The following is a 16,542-nucleotide window of genomic DNA, read 5'->3' on the forward strand; positions in this document are numbered from 1 at the left end:
GTGGCGGCTCGGGTGGCGGCTCGGGTGGCGGCTCGGGTGGCGGCTCGGGTGGCGGCTCGGGTGGTGGGAGCGAGGGTCACCTCCGCTGCCTGGGACGCAGCGAGGGACGCCCTCGCACCAGGGCTCGGGGCGCCGGGGCGTGGAGCGAGGGTCACCCTGACTGCACGGGACGCAGCGAAGGCGTCCTTCGATCCACAGGCGCGAGACCCGTGGAACCGTCCATCACACGCTGCCGTCGAAACCCATATGAGTCGTCGTCGTGCGATCGACTGGGTCGCCGTCCGCCAAGCAGCACTCCACGACCAGATCCGACACGCCGACCTCGTCGGCATGGGGGTCCTCTCCAGCACCATCACACGGCGGGTACAGGCGGGAGCCTGGGACCGGAGCGCGTACGGAGTCATCTCGCTCACGGGTCCGCCGAAGACGGCCGATCAGCGGTCGGCCGCTGCTCTTCTGTACGGAGGCGACGGAGCGGTTCTGTCCGGCAGCGCCGCCGCGCGGCTCCACGGACTCCAGCGGGTGCCGGACGATCGGGGAGCGCTCCTCGTGCTCGTGGATCACCGTCGCCACCGGGTGTCGCGGGCGCCGATCACCGTCGAGCGCACCCATCGTCTCCCCGAGCCCGTCGTCGTCAACGGACTGCGGATCGCCCCGGTCGCCCGCGCCGTGCTCGACGCGGCTCGGCGCTTGCGCGACCTCGATCAGATCCGCGCACTGCTGGCCGAAGCCGTCCAACGAGGCCTGGTGTCGGTCCGCGCGCTGCGCCGAGAGCTGGCGGCGGGTTGCCAACGGGGCACAGCGAAGGTCCGCAGGGTGCTCGTCGAGCTCGACGATGGCGTGCGATCAGCGCCGGAGGCGTGGGCACGATCGATCGCTGCGACGATTCCCGAGTTCAGCTCGATCGTCTGGAACCCGCGCCTCGTCCTCGAGGACGGGACCTGGCTGGCCGACCCGGACGGCTGGCTCGACGAGGTCGGGCTCGCCTGGGAGATCCACTCTTTCAAGCACCACGGGGACCCCGAGGCGTTCGACGCAACCTTGCACCGCGAGGCCCGGATGACCGGCCACGCGGTGCACGTCGTGGCGCACACACCGCGGCAGCTCCGCGATGACCGTGCGCAGGTCCGCGCCGATCTCCTCGCCGCACACGCCGTCGCCAGCGCGCGCCCGCGGCCGGCCGTCCACGCGCTCGCTCCCCGGTGATGGCTCCGCCCCACGCCGAGCGAGGGCGTCCCTCGCTGCCTCCCACGCACTCAAGGCGCCCCTCGCTCCAACGGGGCTCCAGAGCTCGGGATGAGCGAGGGCGTCCCTCGGTGCTTCCCACGCACTCAGGGCGCCCCTCGCTCCCCCACATCACCACGTCGAGCACCCACACCGTGCCCCGGTCACGCCCCCGGACACACGACGGCCCCTCCCGGTGAGTCCGGGAGGGGCCGTCGTCCGCGGTGCCTACTGTCTGAAGTAGCTCAGCAGCTGCAGGATCTCGATGTAGAGCCAGACCAGGGTGGTCATGAAGCCGAAGGCGAGGTACCACGCGAAGCGCGCGGGGACGCCGGCCTTGACCGCCTGGTCGGCCTGGTCGAAGTCGAGCAGCAGCATGAAGGCGCCGATGCCGATGCAGACCAGGCTGAAGATGATCGCGAGCGGGCCGCCGGAGCGCAGGCCCAGACCGCCGTCGACGAAGAAGCCGATCAGCAGGTTCGCGATCATGAGCACGAGGACGCCGATGGCGGCGCCGATGACCATCTTGGTCAGGCGCGGCGTCACGCGGATCGCGCCGGTCTTGTAGACGACCAGCATGCCGATGAAGACGCCGAGCACGCCGAGGATGGCCTGGAAGCCGATGCCCGCGTACTGGTTGCTCGAGGCCTCCAGCACGCCGGTCAACGACCCCAGCGCGACGCCCTCGGCCAGCGAGTAGCCCAGCACCAGGAACTTGTTGGTGCTCTGCTTGAAGATGATGACCAGGGCGAGCACGAGCCCGACGACGAGCCCGCCCAGGATGCCGATGCCGCCGAGGCCGACCACGGCGCTGCCGATGCCGACCGCGATGGCCAGGACGGCGTTGAGCGCGGTCTTCTGGACCACGTCGTCGACGGTGAGCGGACGGTCGTCGGCCGCCGCCGTCGGCATGGGGCTGCCGCCCCCGCCGAACATGCCGCCCGCGCCGGCCATGCCCGCCGGGGCCTGGCCTGCCGGGCCGAACCGCGCGTACCCACCCGGTGAGGTGGGCAGGTTGCGGAACGCCGGGTTGCTGCTGGTGCGCACCTCTCGTCCTCCTCCTACGCGGAGCCGGCACCGATGGCGGGATGTCATCGTGCGGGTCGGCCGCGGACTGTCGTCCACCGGTCCAACGACCGGACCGGCGGTTCGGTTCCCGCCCGGGTAAAAGGAACTTTACCGGATGGTGGGGAACTCCGTGGGGACGGAGCGTGTCCGGTTCGCCCCGTGGAGGACCACCGTGGGGAAGTCTATCCGCCCGTTCGGAGTCATCGGGCCCGGTCGGTGGTGTCGTCCCGCGACGACGGGGCATGCTGCCCGGGGACACGCAGATCCCACGACCCATGAGGAGGGGGACCCGAGCATGGTGGACTTCGGCAGCATGGCCGACAAGGCGAAGGACTGGGCCGGCGAGAACCCGGAGAAGGCGGATTCGTTCGTCGACAAGGGCGCCGACTTCGTCAACAGCAAGTTCGCGGGCCACGAGGACCAGGTCGGCCAGGGCGCCGACAAGGCCAAGGAGTTCCTGCACGGCGACCAGCCGGCCGAGGGTCAGGCTCCGCCGCCGCCCGGCGAGGAGCCCCGGCCCTAGGCACCGGCCCTGGGCACACCAGCACCGCGCGCCACGGCCCGGTCCGTCAGCACCGACGGACCGGGCCGTCGTGTGTCGTGAGCAGGGAACGGAGGCGTCAGCCGCGCGCCGGGTGGTCGAGGCGGATCGCGAGCAGCACCGCGTCGTCGCGCAGGCTGTCGACGCCGAGGACGCCGAGCAGCCGATCGCACAGCTCCTCGACGGGCATGTCGAGCGGCTGCGCGGCGAGGGTGTCGACGATGAGCTGGGTGCGCTCGTCGGGATCCATCCCCGGGGCCTCGATGAGCCCGTCGGTGTGCAGCAGGAGCAGGTCCCCCGGCCCGCACCGCACGCTGGTCTCCTGGCGGGTGATCGCGCGCGTCGCACCGATGAGCGGCGAGAGGTTGCCGGTGAGCAGCTCAACGGCGCCGTCGGCCCGGCGCAGCAGGGGCGGCGGGTGCCCGGCGTTGGAGTAGCGCAGGGTCCACCCGGTGTCGTCCGGGTCGTCGCCGCGCTCGAGACGGGCGTAGACGGCGGTCGCCATCGCGGCCATGTCCAGCCCCTGGACGACGTCGTCGCAGCGGTCGACGACGTCGGCGGGACCGAGGCCCTCCCAGGCGTAGGAGCGCAGCACCCCGCGCAGCTCGCCCATCGCGGCCGCCGCGCGCAGGTCGTGGCCGACGACGTCGCCGACGGCGAGCCCCACGGCGCCGTCGGGCAGCGTGAGCATGTCGTACCAGTCGCCGCCGACCTGGGCGCCGTCGGTCGCGGCGAGGTAGCGCGACGCGATGGTCATGCCCGCCATCGTCGGCACGGCGGGCAGCAGGCTGCGCTGCAGCGTCTCCGCCGCGCCGTGCTCGCGCGCGTAGAGGCGGGCGTTGTCCACGGCGAGCCCGGCCCGGGCGGCGAGGTCGGCGGCGAGGTAGAGGTCGCGCTGGGAGTAGCGCCGGCCGTAGGGCAGCTCGGTGCCCAGGGTCAGCGCGCCGAGCACCTGACCGCGGGCGCGCAGCGGGACCACGATCGCCGAGCGCGGCCGCAGGGCCTCGTAGCGCCGCAGGAGATCGGGGTTCTCGGCGATGCCCGCGGGCCGCACCGGCAGCTCGGGCAACAGGGAGGGCGTCCCGGTGCCCAGGGCCTGCCCGATGGGGTCGCGGCCGTCCTCGGTCGGGCTGACCCACCGGCCCAGCTCGCGGACCTCGGACGACTTGGACTCGTCGCGGTGGTTGACCGCGGCGCGGCGCACCGAGGTGTTGTCGTCGACCTCGTCGAGCAGGTCGACACAGCAGAAGTCCGCCATGGCGGGGACGACGATGCGGGCGAGCGCGTCGGCGACGCCGGTGGTGTCGAGGCTCGCCGACATCGCCGAGGTCGACTCGGTGAGCAGGCGCAGCTGCTCGCGGGTCTCCTCGGCGGCGGCGAGGGCGGCGCGGCGCTCGTTCTCGACCATCACGCGCTCGGTGACGTCGGCCTGGACGCCGACGAAGTTGACGACCCGGCCCTGCCCGTCGACCACCGGGGTGATCGACACCTGGTTCCAGAAGGCGGTGCCGTCGCGGCGGTAGTTGAGCAGCACCTCGGTGATGGGCCGCTCCTCGGCCAGCGCCGTGCGGATCCGCGAGATCGAGGCCGGGTCGGTGTTCGGGCCCTGCAGGAAGCGGCAGTTGCGGCCCAGCACCTCGTCGAGCTCGTAGCCCGTGAGCGCGGTGAACGCCGGGTTGACCCAGACCAGCGGGTTCTGGTCGCGCGCCGGGTCCGAGATCGTGAACGAGAGCTCCGTGGCGACGACGGCGCGGTCGCGCACCATCTCGAGGTGCCGCTGGGCGCCGGCGCCCGAGAGCTGCAGGAACACGACGAGCGCGAGCCGGCGCTCGTCGGAGTTGACCGCCTCCGACAGCGGGAAGCCGGTGACCCACAGCAGCCGGCCCTCGGCCTCCTCGCGCTCCTCCTCGGAGGCCTCGGACCCCTTGCGGGCCGCGTCGGCGACCGCGACGGGCTCGCCGGAGACCGGGATGCCCTGCGCGACGCGCGACAGGGGCGACGCGGTGTCGCGCATGGGCCGCCCCGACAGGTCGGTGAGGCCGGCCGCCTCGCTCCAGGCGTCGATCTCGACGGGCAGCGTGGCCCGGCCCCCGGTGAGGCCCGCGGCCGAGTCGTTGGCGTAGGTGACGAGCCCTTCGCCGAGGTCGATGAGCGCGACGGCGGCCGGGGCGGTGTGCAGGACCTGCGGGAGATCGGTGCGGCTCCCGCCCGCGTCCACGACGGAGTCACGGACGCGCTGGGCCTCGGCGACGTAGTCGGCGCCGTTGGTGACCTCGGTGCCGAGACCGGCGACCTCCGTCGCCACCTCGCCGTGATCGCCGTTCGTCCTGCCCGTCACCCCACGGAGCCTATCGGCCCGGACCCGGTCCCGACGGAGGTGTGACCCCCACGGGATCGCCCGGCGACGGATCGGCCCGTCCGGGTGACGGACGGGCTGGCCGCGACACGAACGAGGCGTCCCCGGGACGAGCGCAGGGGGCTCACACCAGGAAGACCTCGCGGGGACCGGGCGCCGAGCCGTCCGGCAGCTCGCGGTCGCGGCCGGGACGGCCGCCGAACGCCGCGCTGGCCGCGAGCTTGCGGGCCTGCACGGTCTCGGAGAGCGCGAGCTGGCGGGCGCGGCGCCACGGCACCTCGTCGGACTCCGGGCCGGCCCAGCTCCACGCCTGGTCCAGCCACCGCACGAGACGGACCCGGTAGGCGGCGCAGACGGTCTCGGCGGCGCGCCCGGCCGCCTCGTGGTCGTCGTCCCCGTCGCCCGACCAGGGCGCGAGCACGCAGAGCCCGTGCGGGTCCTCGACGAAGCCGACGATCTCGCTCAGCGCGCCCAGCACGTCGGCCTCGCACCCCGCGAGCCCGCCGTCGGGCAGCCCGAGACGGTGCCGGCGGACCTCCGCCACCCCGAGCGCCTCGTAGGCGGCCGTGAGCTCGGCCTCCTCCGGGTCGACGCCCGGCCCGTCGACGACGTCGTCGTCCTCGGGGCCCGCCCGGTCGAGACGCGCGAGCACGGAGGCCAGCGTGTCGGGGTCGGTGAGGTCGTCGGGACGCACGACCAGATCGGCGAGCGCGGGTTCCGGCCCCCGGGGGACGGCGAGCCCCTCCGGCGGGGTGCAGGTGCGGCCCGGGCCGTCGGTGAGCGCGAGGACGTCCACCGAGGCGTGGCGCGCCGCGAGGCGGCGCAGCAGCCCGCCGGCCGCGCGGATCTCGTCGCGCGGGTGCGGCGCCACGACCACGAGTCGCCGGCAGGCCCGCAGCGTCAACGGCCGCAGTCCCTCGAGCTCCCGCCACGGCGGACGGGCTCCGGAGGAGTCTCCGGAGGGCTCTCGGGCGGGCACCGGGATGCGACCCGTCAGGTCCCCGGGATCAGCCACGTCGCTCACCTCCCGACGGAGAGTGTGGCTGATCTTCTGGCCCGTTCGGAGCAGCTTTCGGGCGTGAACGTCGAGCGGTCCGATCGGGGCGCCCGAGCGGTCACCCTTCGCTGCCGTCCCCGCCGTCCGGACCGTTCTCCGCACGTGCGCTGCGACGGGCGGGTGACGCGGAGTCGACGCAGCGGCGTAGTGGAGATGACCGGGGGGCCAACGGGGTGACGAGCGGCGCGTGCCCCCGGTGGGGTTCGAACCCACACTGCGGCGATTTTAAGTCGCCTGCCTCTGCCGATTGGGCTACAGGGGCCGGACCTCGAGGTCGTGACCGGCGCGGTCGCAGCCTAGTCGGAGCGTCGGGCCGGAGGGGTCGGGTCCAGGCCCGCGGCCCGGGCCGCGTCGGCGAGGACCGCCTCGAGCATCGCCGGGGTGAGGCGTCCGGTGAAGGTGTTCTGCTGGCTGACGTGGTAGCAGCCGAAGAGCTCGAGCGGCGCCGCTGCCGCGGCGTCCGCGGGCTCGAGCGTCACGTGCGCCGCGTGCCCGAAGGCCGGCCGGGGCCGCGGGACCACCCAGCCGGGGTGCCCGCCGGCGGGGTCGGCCGTGGCGAGGACGGGCAGCAGCGCCTGCCAACCGAAACCGCCGAGCACCACCACCGCGCGCAACGTGCCGCGCAGCAGGGCGAGCTCGCGGGCGAGCCAGGGCCGGCAGCGGTCGCGCTCGGCGGGTGTCGGCTTGTTCTCCGGCGGGGCGCAGCGCACGGGCGCGGTGATGCGGGTGCCGACGAGCTCGAGGCCGTCGTCGGCCGCGACGGCCGTCGGCTGCGACGCGAGCCCGACCGCGTGCAGGGCGGCGTAGAGCACGTCGCCGCTGCGGTCGCCGGTGAACATGCGCCCCGTGCGGTTGGCGCCGTGGGCGGCCGGGGCCAGGCCGACGATCAGCAGGCGCGCGTCGGTGGCGCCGAAGCCCGGGACCGGGCGGCCCCAGTAGGTCTCGTCGCGGAAGGCGGCGCGCCGGGTGGCCGCCACCTCCTCCCGCCACGCCACCAGCCGGGGACAGGCCCGGCACCCCGACACCGCGGCGTCGAGGGAGGGCAGGTCCGGCACCGTCGCCGGGTCGATCGAGGTGTCAGCCCCGCCAGGCACCCCACGCCTCCCGCGCGGCGAGCACGGCCACGACGGCCGAGACGGCGGGCGCGGCGACCGACGGTCCCGCCGTGCCGGCGACGAGGTCGGTGACGTCGACCGCGACCGCCGCGAGCAGCACGGCGTCGAGCGCCACGACCAGCGCCGCGGGGGCGGCCCCGCGGGCGCGCGGATCGCGGTCGACCCCCTCGGCGCGCGCGAGCCGTGCGTCGGCGGCGACCAGCAGCGGCAGCGCCGCAGCGCCGAGGATCCCGAGCACGGCGCCGACGAGCGTCTCCCCCGGCCGGGGCCGGGCCAGCGCGTCGGTGACCGCGTCGACGGTGCTGTAGGCCGCGAGCACCACGAACGACACCGTCATCGCCCGTACGGCCTGCCGCTCGCGGCGGGCGGGGTCGCCCGCGAACTGCCAGCGCACGGGCAGCGCGGCACCCAGCGAGACCGCGAGGTGCGCGGCGAGGGCGGCGACGCCGGGCAGGCTCGGGCCGTCCCCGGCCCACCACGCGGTGACCGCCAGCGCCACCGAGTGCAGCACCGTGACCGCGACGAGCGCCCGGACCCGGCGCGCGAGCACCAGCGCGGCGAGCGGCAGGACGCCCGCCGCGGCCACGGTGGAGGTGCGCGCCGTCGTCACCACCGCGCCGCCAGTTCGCGGGCGATGCCGTCGAGGATGTCGTGCTCGGAGACCACCAGCTCGGTGACGTCGGTGCGCTCGGCGAGCTCGTCGGCGAGGACGCGCATCACCAGCGAGCCGCCGCCGATGACGTCGACGCGGCCCGGGTGCATGGGGCCGAGCGCGGCCCGCTGCTCGCGCGGCATGGACTCGAGCCGGTGCGCGGTGGCGCGGACGTCGTCGAGGCCCAGGCGCGAGAGGTGGATGCGCTCGGCGTCGTAGGTGCGCAGGTCGAGGGCGACCGCCGCGAGCGTGGTGGCGGTGCCGGCGACGGCGACCCACGTCTGGACGTCGCCCACGGCCACGTCGGCGAACGCCGGCGCGAGCGTGGCGCGGGTGAACTCCTCGGCCTCGGCGGTCTCGGCGGCGGTCGGCGGGTCGTCGTGCAGGAACTTCTCGGTCAGGCGGACGCAGCCCACGTCGGTCGACCGGGCACCGATGACCTCGGCGCGCACCGCGTCCCACGTCCCGGTCACCAGCTCGGTGGACCCGCCGCCGACATCGGCGACGACGAACGGGCCCTCGTCGGGGTCGAGGTCGGCGACCGCGCCCGCGAAGGACAGCCGAGCCTCCTCGTCGCCCGTGATCACCTCGGCGTCGACCCCGACGACCTCGCGCACCGCGCCGAAGAACTCCTCGCGGTTCTCCGCGTCGCGGGTGGCCGAGGTCGCGCACACCCGCACGGTGTCGGGACCGACGGCCACGCCGTGGCGGCGCAGCATCTCGGCGTAGGCGCCCAGCGCCTCGCGGGTGCGCGCGAGCGACTCGGGCGCGAGACGCCCGGTGGCGTCGACGCCCTGGCCCAGGCGGTTGATCCGCATCTCCCGATGGACGTCGCGCAGCCAGGCCGACCCGTCCTCGCGCACGGTCACGTCGGCCACCAGCAGGCGGATCGAGTTGGTCCCGCAGTCGACGGCCGCGACCCGTGGCATGGACGCTCCCTGGCACCAGCGGACTTCCCCGGAGGACCGGGCTCGCCCTCGCACGCTACTGACGTGGTGATCCTCGCACCGGGAGCGGGTTCACCGAAGGGCGGCGACCGGCCCCGGCGTCGGGCGGCCCCGGCGGGTGGGGCCGCCCGACGGCCGGTCGCGGGCGGGCCCGGCGTGCCCGCGCGGCCTCGGGGACCGCGGGTCACGGCGGCGGGTCGCCGCCCGTCGTGCAGCGAGCCGTCCGCACCGCTGCACTCTGCCGATCGGGGGAACCGGCTGCTCCCATCCTGCGGCGCCGCCCGATGCCGATCAAACCGAGACGGGGGTTGTGACCGGGGCGTGGCGCAGCTCCACCGGTCCGTGGCGCGCAGGCCACGGTGCGTGCCGTCGGCGCCGCGCTGCCCGGCGGCGACGTCCCCCGGTGGGGCACCGCGGGATCAGCACGTCGAGCCGCCCGCCCGTCGGGCCGTCAGCCCGTCGAGCCATCAGCCCGTCGAGCCGTCAGTCCGTCGCGCCGCCCGGGACCTCGACGCACGGGCCCGCGTGCCACCACGGCCCGCGCCACCGCTGCTCGAGGCGCGCGAGGGTCTCGTCGCCGGCGGGGTTCACCCCCGGACCCCGGGCCAGCGTGTGCGCCACGTGCACGTGGAGGCACTTCACGCGCTCGGGCATCCCCCCGGCGCTGACCTCGGTCCCGAGGGGTGCGATGGCGTCGCGCTCGGCGAGGTAGTCGGCGTGGGCCCGCGCGTAGCCGGCGGCGAAGTCCGGGTCGGCCTCGAGCCGCTCGGTCTGCTCGCGCATCAGGCCGTCGGCCTCGAGCGTCCCGACCCGGGAGGTCAGGCGGGGGCACGTCGCGTAGTAGAGGGTCGGGAACGGCGTGCCGTCCTCGAGGCGCGGCGCGGTCTCGACGACGTCGGGCAGCCCGCACGGGCAGCGGTGCGCGACCCGGCGCAGCCCCCGCGGCCGGCGCCCGAGCTGCGCGGCGACGGCCGCGACGTCGTCGGGATCCGGCCCGGGGTCCGGACCGGTCACGGCGCCGTCCCGAGGGTCGTCCGCGCCACGCGGGCGTACCAGGGCAGCTCGGCCTCGGCGGGCGGGAGGCCCGCGCCGGCCTCGCCGTCGCGCGCGTCGCGGGGCGCGGTGGCGTCGCCGGGCAGCTCCACGCGGTAGGGCACCTCGCCCGGACGCGCGTACCCGAGGCGCTCGCGCGCCAGCGCCTCGATGTGCGCGGGGTCGCGAAGTGCCGCGCGGTCGTCGGTGAGGCGGCGGACGTCGCCGCCCAGCCGCTCCTGCTCCGCGGCGACGGCGGCCAGCTCGTGGCGCTGGGTCACGTAGTTGCGCAGCGGCACGGCGACGGTCAGCGCGAGCGCGCACACGACGACGGCGAGCACGGCGGCCCGCCGCGCGGTGGACAGGCCCAGCGCCCCGCCGGTGGCCTGGGCGGCCCGGCGGGCGCGTGCGGCCGCGGCGGCCGGACCCGACGGCACGATCGGGCCGCGGCGACGCACGACGCGCTGCGGGTCGCGGCGCGGGCCCTGGCGGGCGCGCGTGCGGCCGCGCGGGGACGGCGCCGAGCTCTTGCTGCCCTTGCTGGCCTTGCTGCCCGTGGCGCCCTTCGTGCCCGTGGACCCGCCGGCGGCGCTCCCCCGGCGACCGCGACCCCGCGATGTCCCCGACGACCCGGACCGACCGGCCGACCCGCTGTCGGTCGGACGGTCCGCGGGGCCGTCGGCGGGGGTGCGGTCTCCGGCGGGCACGCTGCTCAGGCGTCCGGGTCGAAGCGCGGGAAGGCCAGGTCGCCGGCGTAGCGGGCGGCGTCGCCGAGGGCCTCCTCGATGCGCAGCAGCTGGTTGTACTTCGCGACCCGCTCGGAGCGGGCCGTCGCGCCGGTCTTGATCTGCCCGCAGTTGGTGGCGACGGCGAGGTCCGCGATCGTCGTGTCCTCGGTCTCGCCGGAGCGGTGGCTCATCATGCAGCGGTAGCCGTACTGCTGCGCGAGGCTGACCGCGTCGAGGGTCTCCGAGAGCGTGCCGATCTGGTTGACCTTCACCAGCAGGGCGTTCGCCGCGCGGCGCTCGATGCCCTCCTCGAGGCGCTCGATGTTGGTGACGAAGAGGTCGTCGCCGACGATCTGGATGCGGTCGCCGATGTCCCCGGTGAGCTTGGTCCAGCCCTCCCAGTCGTTCTCCGAGAGCGGGTCCTCGATGCTGACCAGCGGGTAGGCGTCGAGCAGCTCGCCGTAGTACGAGCTCATCTGCGCGGCGCTGCGGGTCTCGCCCTCGAAGGTGTAGACCCCGTTCTTGAAGAACTCGCTCGCCGCCACGTCGAGGGCCAGCACGATGTCGCGGCCGGGCGTGTACCCGGCGTCGCGGATCGCGGCCATGATCAGATCGAGGGCCTCGCGGTTGTTCGGCAGCGACGGCGCGAAGCCGCCCTCGTCGCCCAGGCCCGTCGACAGGCTCTGCTTCTTGAGCACCTTCTTCAGCGACTGGTAGACCTCCGCGCCCCAGCGCAGGGCCTCGCGGAAGGACTCCGCGCCGATCGGCGCGATCATGAACTCCTGGATGTCGACGCCCGAGTCGGCGTGGGCGCCGCCGTTGAGGATGTTCATCATCGGCACCGGCAGCACGTGCGCGTTCGGGCCGCCGACGTAGCGGAACAGGTCGAGCTCCGCGGACTCCGCGGCCGCCCGGGCCACCGCGAGCGAGACGCCGAGCAGCGCGTTGGCCCCCAGGCGCGACTTGTCGGGGGTGCCGTCGAGGTCGATGAGCTTCTGGTCGACGACGCGCTGCTCGGCGGCGTCGATGCCGACCAGGCCGGGCCCGATCTCGTCCAGGACGCCGGCGACGGCGCGCTCGACGCCCTTGCCGAGGTAGCGGGAGTCGTCGCCGTCGCGCAGCTCGACCGCCTCGTGCTCGCCCGTCGACGCCCCGGAGGGCACCGCGGCGCGGGTCAGCGTGCCGTCGTCGAGCGCCACCTCGACCTCGACCGTGGGTGTGCCCCGCGAGTCGAGGATCTCCCGTGCGCCGACCTGCTCGATGACCGCCACGGACCATGCCTCCGAACCCTGTGGTGAAACGCTGTGTCGCGACACCGCGCCCCGGGGCACGGCACGTCGCCCGCATCGTAGACGTCGGTCATGCGCCGACCGCCGCGCCACGCACGGCGCGAGCCACGACCACCTGCGACGATCACCAGCCAGTCGTGACGACGTCGACACCGGGGGCGAGGCGGTGGACTCCGGGCAGGCAGGAGAGCCGGCGGAGCCGGAGCAGTTCGGGCCGTACCGACTCGAACGTCTGCTCGGGCGCGGCGGGATGGGCGAGGTCTTCGAGGCCGTCGACACCCGCAAGAACCGCCGGGTCGCGGTGAAGCGCCTGCTGCCCCTGTCCGCCCTGGGCGACGACCCGACCTTCGCGACGCGGTTCCGCCGCGAGTCGGAGATGGCGGCGACGCTGCAGGAGCCGCACGTCATCCCCGTGCACGACTACGGCGAGATCGACGGCCGGCTCTTCCTCGAGATGCGACTCGTCGGCGGCGACGACCTGGCGGCGCTGCTCCGCCGGTCCGGCGGGCTCCCGCCCGCGGCAGCGGTGGACGTCGTCTCGCAGGTGGCCGACGCCCTCGATGCCGCACACCGCGCCGGGCTCGTCCACCGCGATGTCAAGCCCTCGAACGTCCTGCTCACCGCCTCCCCGACCGAGGCGCTCGACGGGCGCACCTTCGCCTACCTCGTCGACTTCGGGATCGCGCGGCTGCGCGACGGCACCGCGCTCACGTCGACGGGCCTGGCGCCGGGCACCGTCGCGTACATGGCCCCTGAGCGGTTCACCGCCTCCGGGACGTGGGACCAGCGGGTCGACGTCTACGCGCTGGGCTGCGTGCTGCACGAGGCACTGGTCGGGGCGCCGCCGTTCCCGGCCGGTGACGCGGCGGCCCTGCTGCACGCGCACCTCAACGTGACGCCCACGCCCCCATCGCACCGGGCGCGGGTGCCCCCGGGCCTCGACGCCGTCGTCGCCCGGGCCCTGGCCAAGGACCCGGCCGAGCGCCACGCCTCGGCCGGGGAGCTCGCCCGCGAGGCTCGCGCCGCCCTGCGTGCACCCGCTCCCCCGCCGCGCGGGGAGGCCGCCCGGACGACCTCGGCGGGAACGCTCCCGCGCCCCTGGTCGCCGACGTGGACGGGGCGGGCTCCCGGGCCCGCGCCGTCCATCGCGCCTCCGCCCCCGCGGGCCCCGGTCCTCGAGGCCCCGCACACCGCGACCGGCGCGTGGGCCGACCTCACCGCCCTCCTCCCTGTCGTGCTGTTCCTCGGGGTCGCGATGTCGATGGCCACCGTCACCGACCCCGTGTCCTACCGTCCCCTGGGCTTCGTCACCGGGATGGGCACCGTGGTCACCGTCGCCGTGACGGTCGGTGTCGTGGCCGCGCTCGCGCGCCTCGTCGCCCGACGGTCCGGCGCCGCCGTCCCCCGGGCCGCCGCCGCGACCACCCACGGTGTCGCCGGTCTCGTGGTGGTCGCGGCGTGGGCGGATCCGGAGCTCACCCGACTCGCGCTCCCGCTGCTCGTGACCGTTCCGTTCGCTGCGGGTGTCGTGGCGGTGCACCTGCCCCGGAGCGTGACCCGGGCTCGCCCCGACCCCGCCGCGGACGCCGACGGCGCAGTTGCCGCGGCCACCGCCCTGGGCGTGGTGATGCTCTCGCTGCACCTGGTGATCGCCTACGCGGTGACGCCCTACACCGTCTACGACGGCGTCCCGCAGGCGTTCTTCGCCGATCCGCTGCTGCCGGTGCTGTGCGCCGCGCTCGCCATCGCGGCCGCCGTCGCCCTCGTCGCGCTTCGCCTGCTGCTCGGGGACGGCGGGCGGGCCCGGCCGGGCGCGGTCGTCACCGCCGGTGCAGCCCTGGCGACCGCGGTGCCCCTGGCGGTGCTGACGCAGCCGTTCACGGCGATCTCGGAGTACGTCGCCCCGGCGCTCGCGGTCGTGGTCCCGATCGCCCTGGCGGCGCACGCCGCCACGCTGGTGATCACGCGGTCGAGGCGGCGAAACAGCCCTCGCGCCGTTCCGTGACTCGGCCTACGGTGGCACCGATGTCCGCCGCGCAGCCCGATCCCGACCAGGACAGAGCGGTCTCCGCGGTGGACGAGTTCCGCCGCGCCGAGGATCTCCTGGAACGCCGCCGCCCGCTCGACGCGCTCAAGGCGCTCGCGCCGCTGCTCGAGACCGAGCACGCCGCGGCCTCGGTGCACCTCCTGGCCGCCCGCGCGTACCTCGCGTCGGCACAGTTCCAGCGGGCCGAGGCGGGGTTCCTGCGCGTCATCGAGCTCGACCCGGCCGACCACTACGCCCGCTTCGCCCTCGGGCGCACCCTGCAGCGCCAGAGCCGCCTCGCCGAGGCCCGCACGCAGCTGCGCATGGCCGCCGCCATGGACCCGCGCCCGGAGTACCAGGAGGCGCTGGGCGAGGTCAGCGCCTCGATCGCCGTCCGCGGCATCGGTCACCCCCCGGCCTGATCCACGGGTCTGGCTCTCCGGCCCGACTCTCCGGCCGGATCCCCTGGCCCCACCGGTCCGGTACCGCGCTCCGCCGTCCGGGGGATCCGCCGAATTCTCGGGGTGCCTCCCGGTCGTCGGGTGCCGTGCGGCGCGCGCACTCTCCGGGGCGGAAGTGTCTGCGAGCCGCCCGGGACCCGCCGGGCGCCGCCGCAGGGGGCACGGGGGGCCGCACGGTGACCACGGCAGGGCCGCACGACGAGCACGACAGGACACGGCGCACGGTCCCGCACGAGGTCGGCCCGCCGATCCCGGCACCGCGCCCGGCGCCCGGGATCGAGAACCCGCCGCCGGAGCCCGGCACCACCGGACCGTGGGCGGCGCCCTCCACGCCGCCGTACCCGCCGCCTTACCCGCCGCCGTATCCCCCGCCCTACCCACCTCCCTACCCGCCGCCGTACCCGCCGCCGTACCCGCCGCCCTCCCCACCGCCGGACGCCCGGTACCACCCGTCGCCGCCCGGGCCCGTGCCGCACGGGTCGGTGCCGCCCGGGTCCGTGCCGCCGCCGCGACGACGGCGGCAACTCGCGGCGCCGTTGCTCGCGGTGGCGATCGTGGCCGCGCTCGTCGGCGGTGCGGTCGCGCTGGCGAACGCCGGCCGGACGAGCTCCGCGGCGCCGCTCCCGGCTCCGGTGCCCACGGCCGGACCCACCGCCGGGCCGACGTCGACCGGGCCGCCCCTCCCGGGACCGCAGGGTCCCCGCCCCGCGACCGGAGAGGTGGTCGTCACCCAGGGGTCGACGGGACGGGGGTCGCTGACCGCCGAGAACGGCGGCACCCGGGACGCCTACGTCACCGTCGTGGAGAACCAGCGGGTGATCCGCGGCGTGTACGTCCGCGCCGGGGGCACCGCCACCGTGGACGACATCCCCGACGGCACATACGTCCTGTACTTCGCGACCGGGAGCGGCTGGAACTCCGACATCCGGGGGTTCACCGCCGACCGGCGCGCCAGCCGGTTCGACGAGCAGGTCACGTTCACGACGACCCGGCAGCAGTACACGACCTGGACGATCACCCTCACGCCGGTGGCCGGCGGCAACGCCCAGAGCAGCGACGTCTCGCCCGACGCCCTGCCCCGCTGACGGCGGGCGGCGGCGTCAGCCCTGGCTGGCCTGCGCGTACGACTGGGCGGCGGCGTAGACGCGGCGGCCGTAGTCGTCGGAGTTGTTGTACGACAGCACCGCCGCACGCCAGCCCGGGCCGGTGGCGAGATCGCGGCCGCCGGCGCAGAGGTAGCGGCCCGTGGCCAGAGCGGCGTCGTCGATGTTGTTGGGGTCGGCCACGCCGTCGCCGTTGCCGTCGGAGCGCCACTTGGCCCACGTCGACGGGATGAACTGCAGCGGGCCGACGGCGCGGTCGAGGGTGGCGTCCCCGTCGAGGACGCCGCGGTCGGTGTCGGCGATGGTCCGGTTGCCGCTGGTGCCGTCGAGCGGGACGCCGATGATCGCCGGCGTGATCTTGCCGTCCGCGGCGATCGACGCGCCGCGGTAGCGCCCGTGGTTGGACTCGATGCGGGCGAGGCCGGCGATGGTGACCCAGGAGAGGTTGCAGTCCGGCTGCTCGCGCTTCACGGCGAGGTCGGCGACGCCGTAGGCCTGCAGCGCTCTGGCGGGCACGTCGACCCGGCTCGCGATGCCCTCCGACCAGCTCGCGAGCGAGGTCTGGTCGCCCCCGCCCGAGGACTCCGGCGCACCACCCGGCAGGCCCAGCGACGGCGGGGCGAGCGCGTCGGGCTGCGCGACGGTGCCCAGCTGCACGGGGGCGGGCTCGACCTCGAGCGCCGGGATCTCCTCGGCGCCCGCGTCCTGCCGTCCGAACTCGCCCTGCCTGCTGACCAGCACGACCGTCCCCACGACGGCCACGAGCAGCACGACCACCAGCCCCAGACGCCCGACGAGCGCCCACCGGCGCCGCGGCGGCGGGGTGGCCTCGCCGTCGGTCCCGCTGCGCACCGTCGACCGGCGCGGTCCCGCCGCACGGTCGCGCGAACCCGGCGTCGGATCGGTGGGAGCGCTCATCGCGAGGGAGGTTACGCACGCCGAT

The 16,542-nt window shown here is 75.7% G+C and carries 15 protein-coding genes and 1 tRNA gene; 5 read left to right on the forward strand and 11 right to left on the reverse strand.

Annotated features, from left to right (window positions below; genetic code table 11):
* The first annotated feature begins 330 nt into the window (after positions 1–330).
* Positions 331–1,206, forward strand: coding sequence for a hypothetical protein (locus ACR9E3_RS30840; RefSeq protein ID WP_460384804.1), 876 nt, complete (start codon positions 331–333; stop codon positions 1,204–1,206).
* Between the two features lie 246 nt (positions 1,207–1,452).
* On the opposite strand, the gene ACR9E3_RS30845 is transcribed toward ACR9E3_RS30840, so the two are convergent.
* Positions 1,453–2,271, reverse strand: a complete 819-nt coding sequence (locus ACR9E3_RS30845) for a Bax inhibitor-1/YccA family protein (protein ID WP_460384805.1) — start codon at positions 2,269–2,271, stop codon at positions 1,453–1,455.
* A gap of 316 nt (positions 2,272–2,587) precedes the next feature.
* Here ACR9E3_RS30845 and ACR9E3_RS30850 point away from each other — a divergent pair, with 316 nt between their 5' ends.
* Positions 2,588–2,815, forward strand: coding sequence for an antitoxin (locus ACR9E3_RS30850; RefSeq protein WP_460384807.1), 228 nt, complete (start codon positions 2,588–2,590; stop codon positions 2,813–2,815).
* A 97-nt stretch (positions 2,816–2,912) separates the two neighbouring features.
* On the opposite strand, the gene ACR9E3_RS30855 is transcribed toward ACR9E3_RS30850, so the two are convergent.
* The 9 genes from ACR9E3_RS30855 to eno all read right to left on the reverse strand — a co-directional run bounded on the left by ACR9E3_RS30855 (position 2,913) and on the right by eno (position 11,991).
* The gene (locus tag ACR9E3_RS30855; protein WP_460384808.1) at positions 2,913–5,171 is read right to left on the reverse strand and encodes a PP2C family protein-serine/threonine phosphatase; all 2,259 of its coding nucleotides are present in this window, start codon (positions 5,169–5,171) and stop codon (positions 2,913–2,915) included.
* Positions 5,172–5,313: 142 nt separating this feature from the next.
* The gene (locus ACR9E3_RS30860; protein WP_460384810.1) at positions 5,314–6,204 is read right to left on the reverse strand and encodes a PIG-L deacetylase family protein; all 891 of its coding nucleotides are present in this window, start codon (positions 6,202–6,204) and stop codon (positions 5,314–5,316) included.
* A 230-nt stretch (positions 6,205–6,434) separates the two neighbouring features.
* Positions 6,435–6,508 (reverse strand) — tRNA-Leu (locus ACR9E3_RS30865).
* A 34-nt stretch (positions 6,509–6,542) separates the two neighbouring features.
* Positions 6,543–7,340 carry a uracil-DNA glycosylase gene (locus ACR9E3_RS30870; RefSeq protein WP_460384811.1) on the reverse strand — a complete coding sequence of 266 codons (798 nt, stop codon included), beginning with the start codon at positions 7,338–7,340 and terminating at the stop codon, positions 6,543–6,545.
* Positions 7,324–7,971, reverse strand: coding sequence for a hypothetical protein (locus ACR9E3_RS30875; RefSeq protein WP_460384812.1), 648 nt, complete (start codon positions 7,969–7,971; stop codon positions 7,324–7,326). Before ACR9E3_RS30875 ends, ACR9E3_RS30870 begins: the two co-directional genes overlap by 17 nt.
* Positions 7,968–8,942 (reverse strand): Ppx/GppA phosphatase family protein, encoded by a 975-nt coding sequence (locus ACR9E3_RS30880; RefSeq protein ID WP_460384814.1) that lies wholly within the window; start codon positions 8,940–8,942, stop codon positions 7,968–7,970. Before ACR9E3_RS30880 ends, ACR9E3_RS30875 begins: the two co-directional genes overlap by 4 nt.
* Before the next feature lie 501 nt (positions 8,943–9,443).
* Positions 9,444–9,974, reverse strand: a complete 531-nt coding sequence (locus tag ACR9E3_RS30885) for a DUF501 domain-containing protein (RefSeq protein WP_460384815.1) — start codon at positions 9,972–9,974, stop codon at positions 9,444–9,446.
* Positions 9,971–10,699: an FtsB family cell division protein gene (locus tag ACR9E3_RS30890; RefSeq protein ID WP_460384816.1), complete on the reverse strand. Its 729-nt coding sequence runs from the start codon at positions 10,697–10,699 to the stop codon at positions 9,971–9,973. Before ACR9E3_RS30890 ends, ACR9E3_RS30885 begins: the two co-directional genes overlap by 4 nt.
* A 5-nt stretch (positions 10,700–10,704) precedes the next feature.
* On the reverse strand, positions 10,705–11,991 hold the full coding sequence (eno, locus tag ACR9E3_RS30895; RefSeq protein ID WP_460384817.1) for a phosphopyruvate hydratase: 1,287 nt from the start codon (positions 11,989–11,991) through the stop codon (positions 10,705–10,707).
* 184 nt (positions 11,992–12,175) lie between these two features.
* On the opposite strand from eno, the gene ACR9E3_RS30900 reads away from it, so the two are divergent.
* The 3 genes from ACR9E3_RS30900 (at position 12,176) to ACR9E3_RS30910 (ending at position 15,581) form a co-directional block, all read left to right on the forward strand.
* Positions 12,176–14,014 carry a serine/threonine-protein kinase gene (locus ACR9E3_RS30900; protein WP_460384818.1) on the forward strand — a complete coding sequence of 613 codons (1,839 nt, stop codon included), beginning with the start codon at positions 12,176–12,178 and terminating at the stop codon, positions 14,012–14,014.
* A gap of 20 nt (positions 14,015–14,034) precedes the next feature.
* Positions 14,035–14,457, forward strand: a complete 423-nt coding sequence (locus tag ACR9E3_RS30905) for a tetratricopeptide repeat protein (protein ID WP_460384819.1) — start codon at positions 14,035–14,037, stop codon at positions 14,455–14,457.
* Between the two features lie 215 nt (positions 14,458–14,672).
* Positions 14,673–15,581, forward strand: a complete 909-nt coding sequence (locus tag ACR9E3_RS30910) for a hypothetical protein (protein ID WP_460384821.1) — start codon at positions 14,673–14,675, stop codon at positions 15,579–15,581.
* A gap of 15 nt (positions 15,582–15,596) precedes the next feature.
* Here the strand turns inward: ACR9E3_RS30910 and ACR9E3_RS30915 are convergent, their stop codons facing one another.
* Positions 15,597–16,517, reverse strand: a complete 921-nt coding sequence (locus ACR9E3_RS30915) for a lytic transglycosylase domain-containing protein (RefSeq protein ID WP_460384822.1) — start codon at positions 16,515–16,517, stop codon at positions 15,597–15,599.
* Positions 16,518–16,542: the final 25 nt, after the last annotated feature.

This window comes from Actinomycetospora sp. C-140 (genome assembly GCF_054796175.1).

Excerpts from the sequence above, each read along its gene's own strand:
- ACR9E3_RS30905 (WP_460384819.1), top strand. The coding sequence starts at position 14,035 with ATGTCCGCCGCGCAGCCCGATCCCGACCAGGACAGAGCGGTCTCCGCG.
- ACR9E3_RS30880 (WP_460384814.1), bottom strand. The coding sequence starts at position 8,942 with ATGCCACGGGTCGCGGCCGTCGACTGCGGGACCAACTCGATCCGCCTG.
- ACR9E3_RS30850 (WP_460384807.1), top strand. The coding sequence starts at position 2,588 with ATGGTGGACTTCGGCAGCATGGCCGACAAGGCGAAGGACTGGGCCGGC.
- ACR9E3_RS30840 (WP_460384804.1), top strand. The coding sequence starts at position 331 with ATGGGGGTCCTCTCCAGCACCATCACACGGCGGGTACAGGCGGGAGCC.
- ACR9E3_RS30915 (WP_460384822.1), bottom strand. The coding sequence starts at position 16,517 with ATGAGCGCTCCCACCGATCCGACGCCGGGTTCGCGCGACCGTGCGGCG.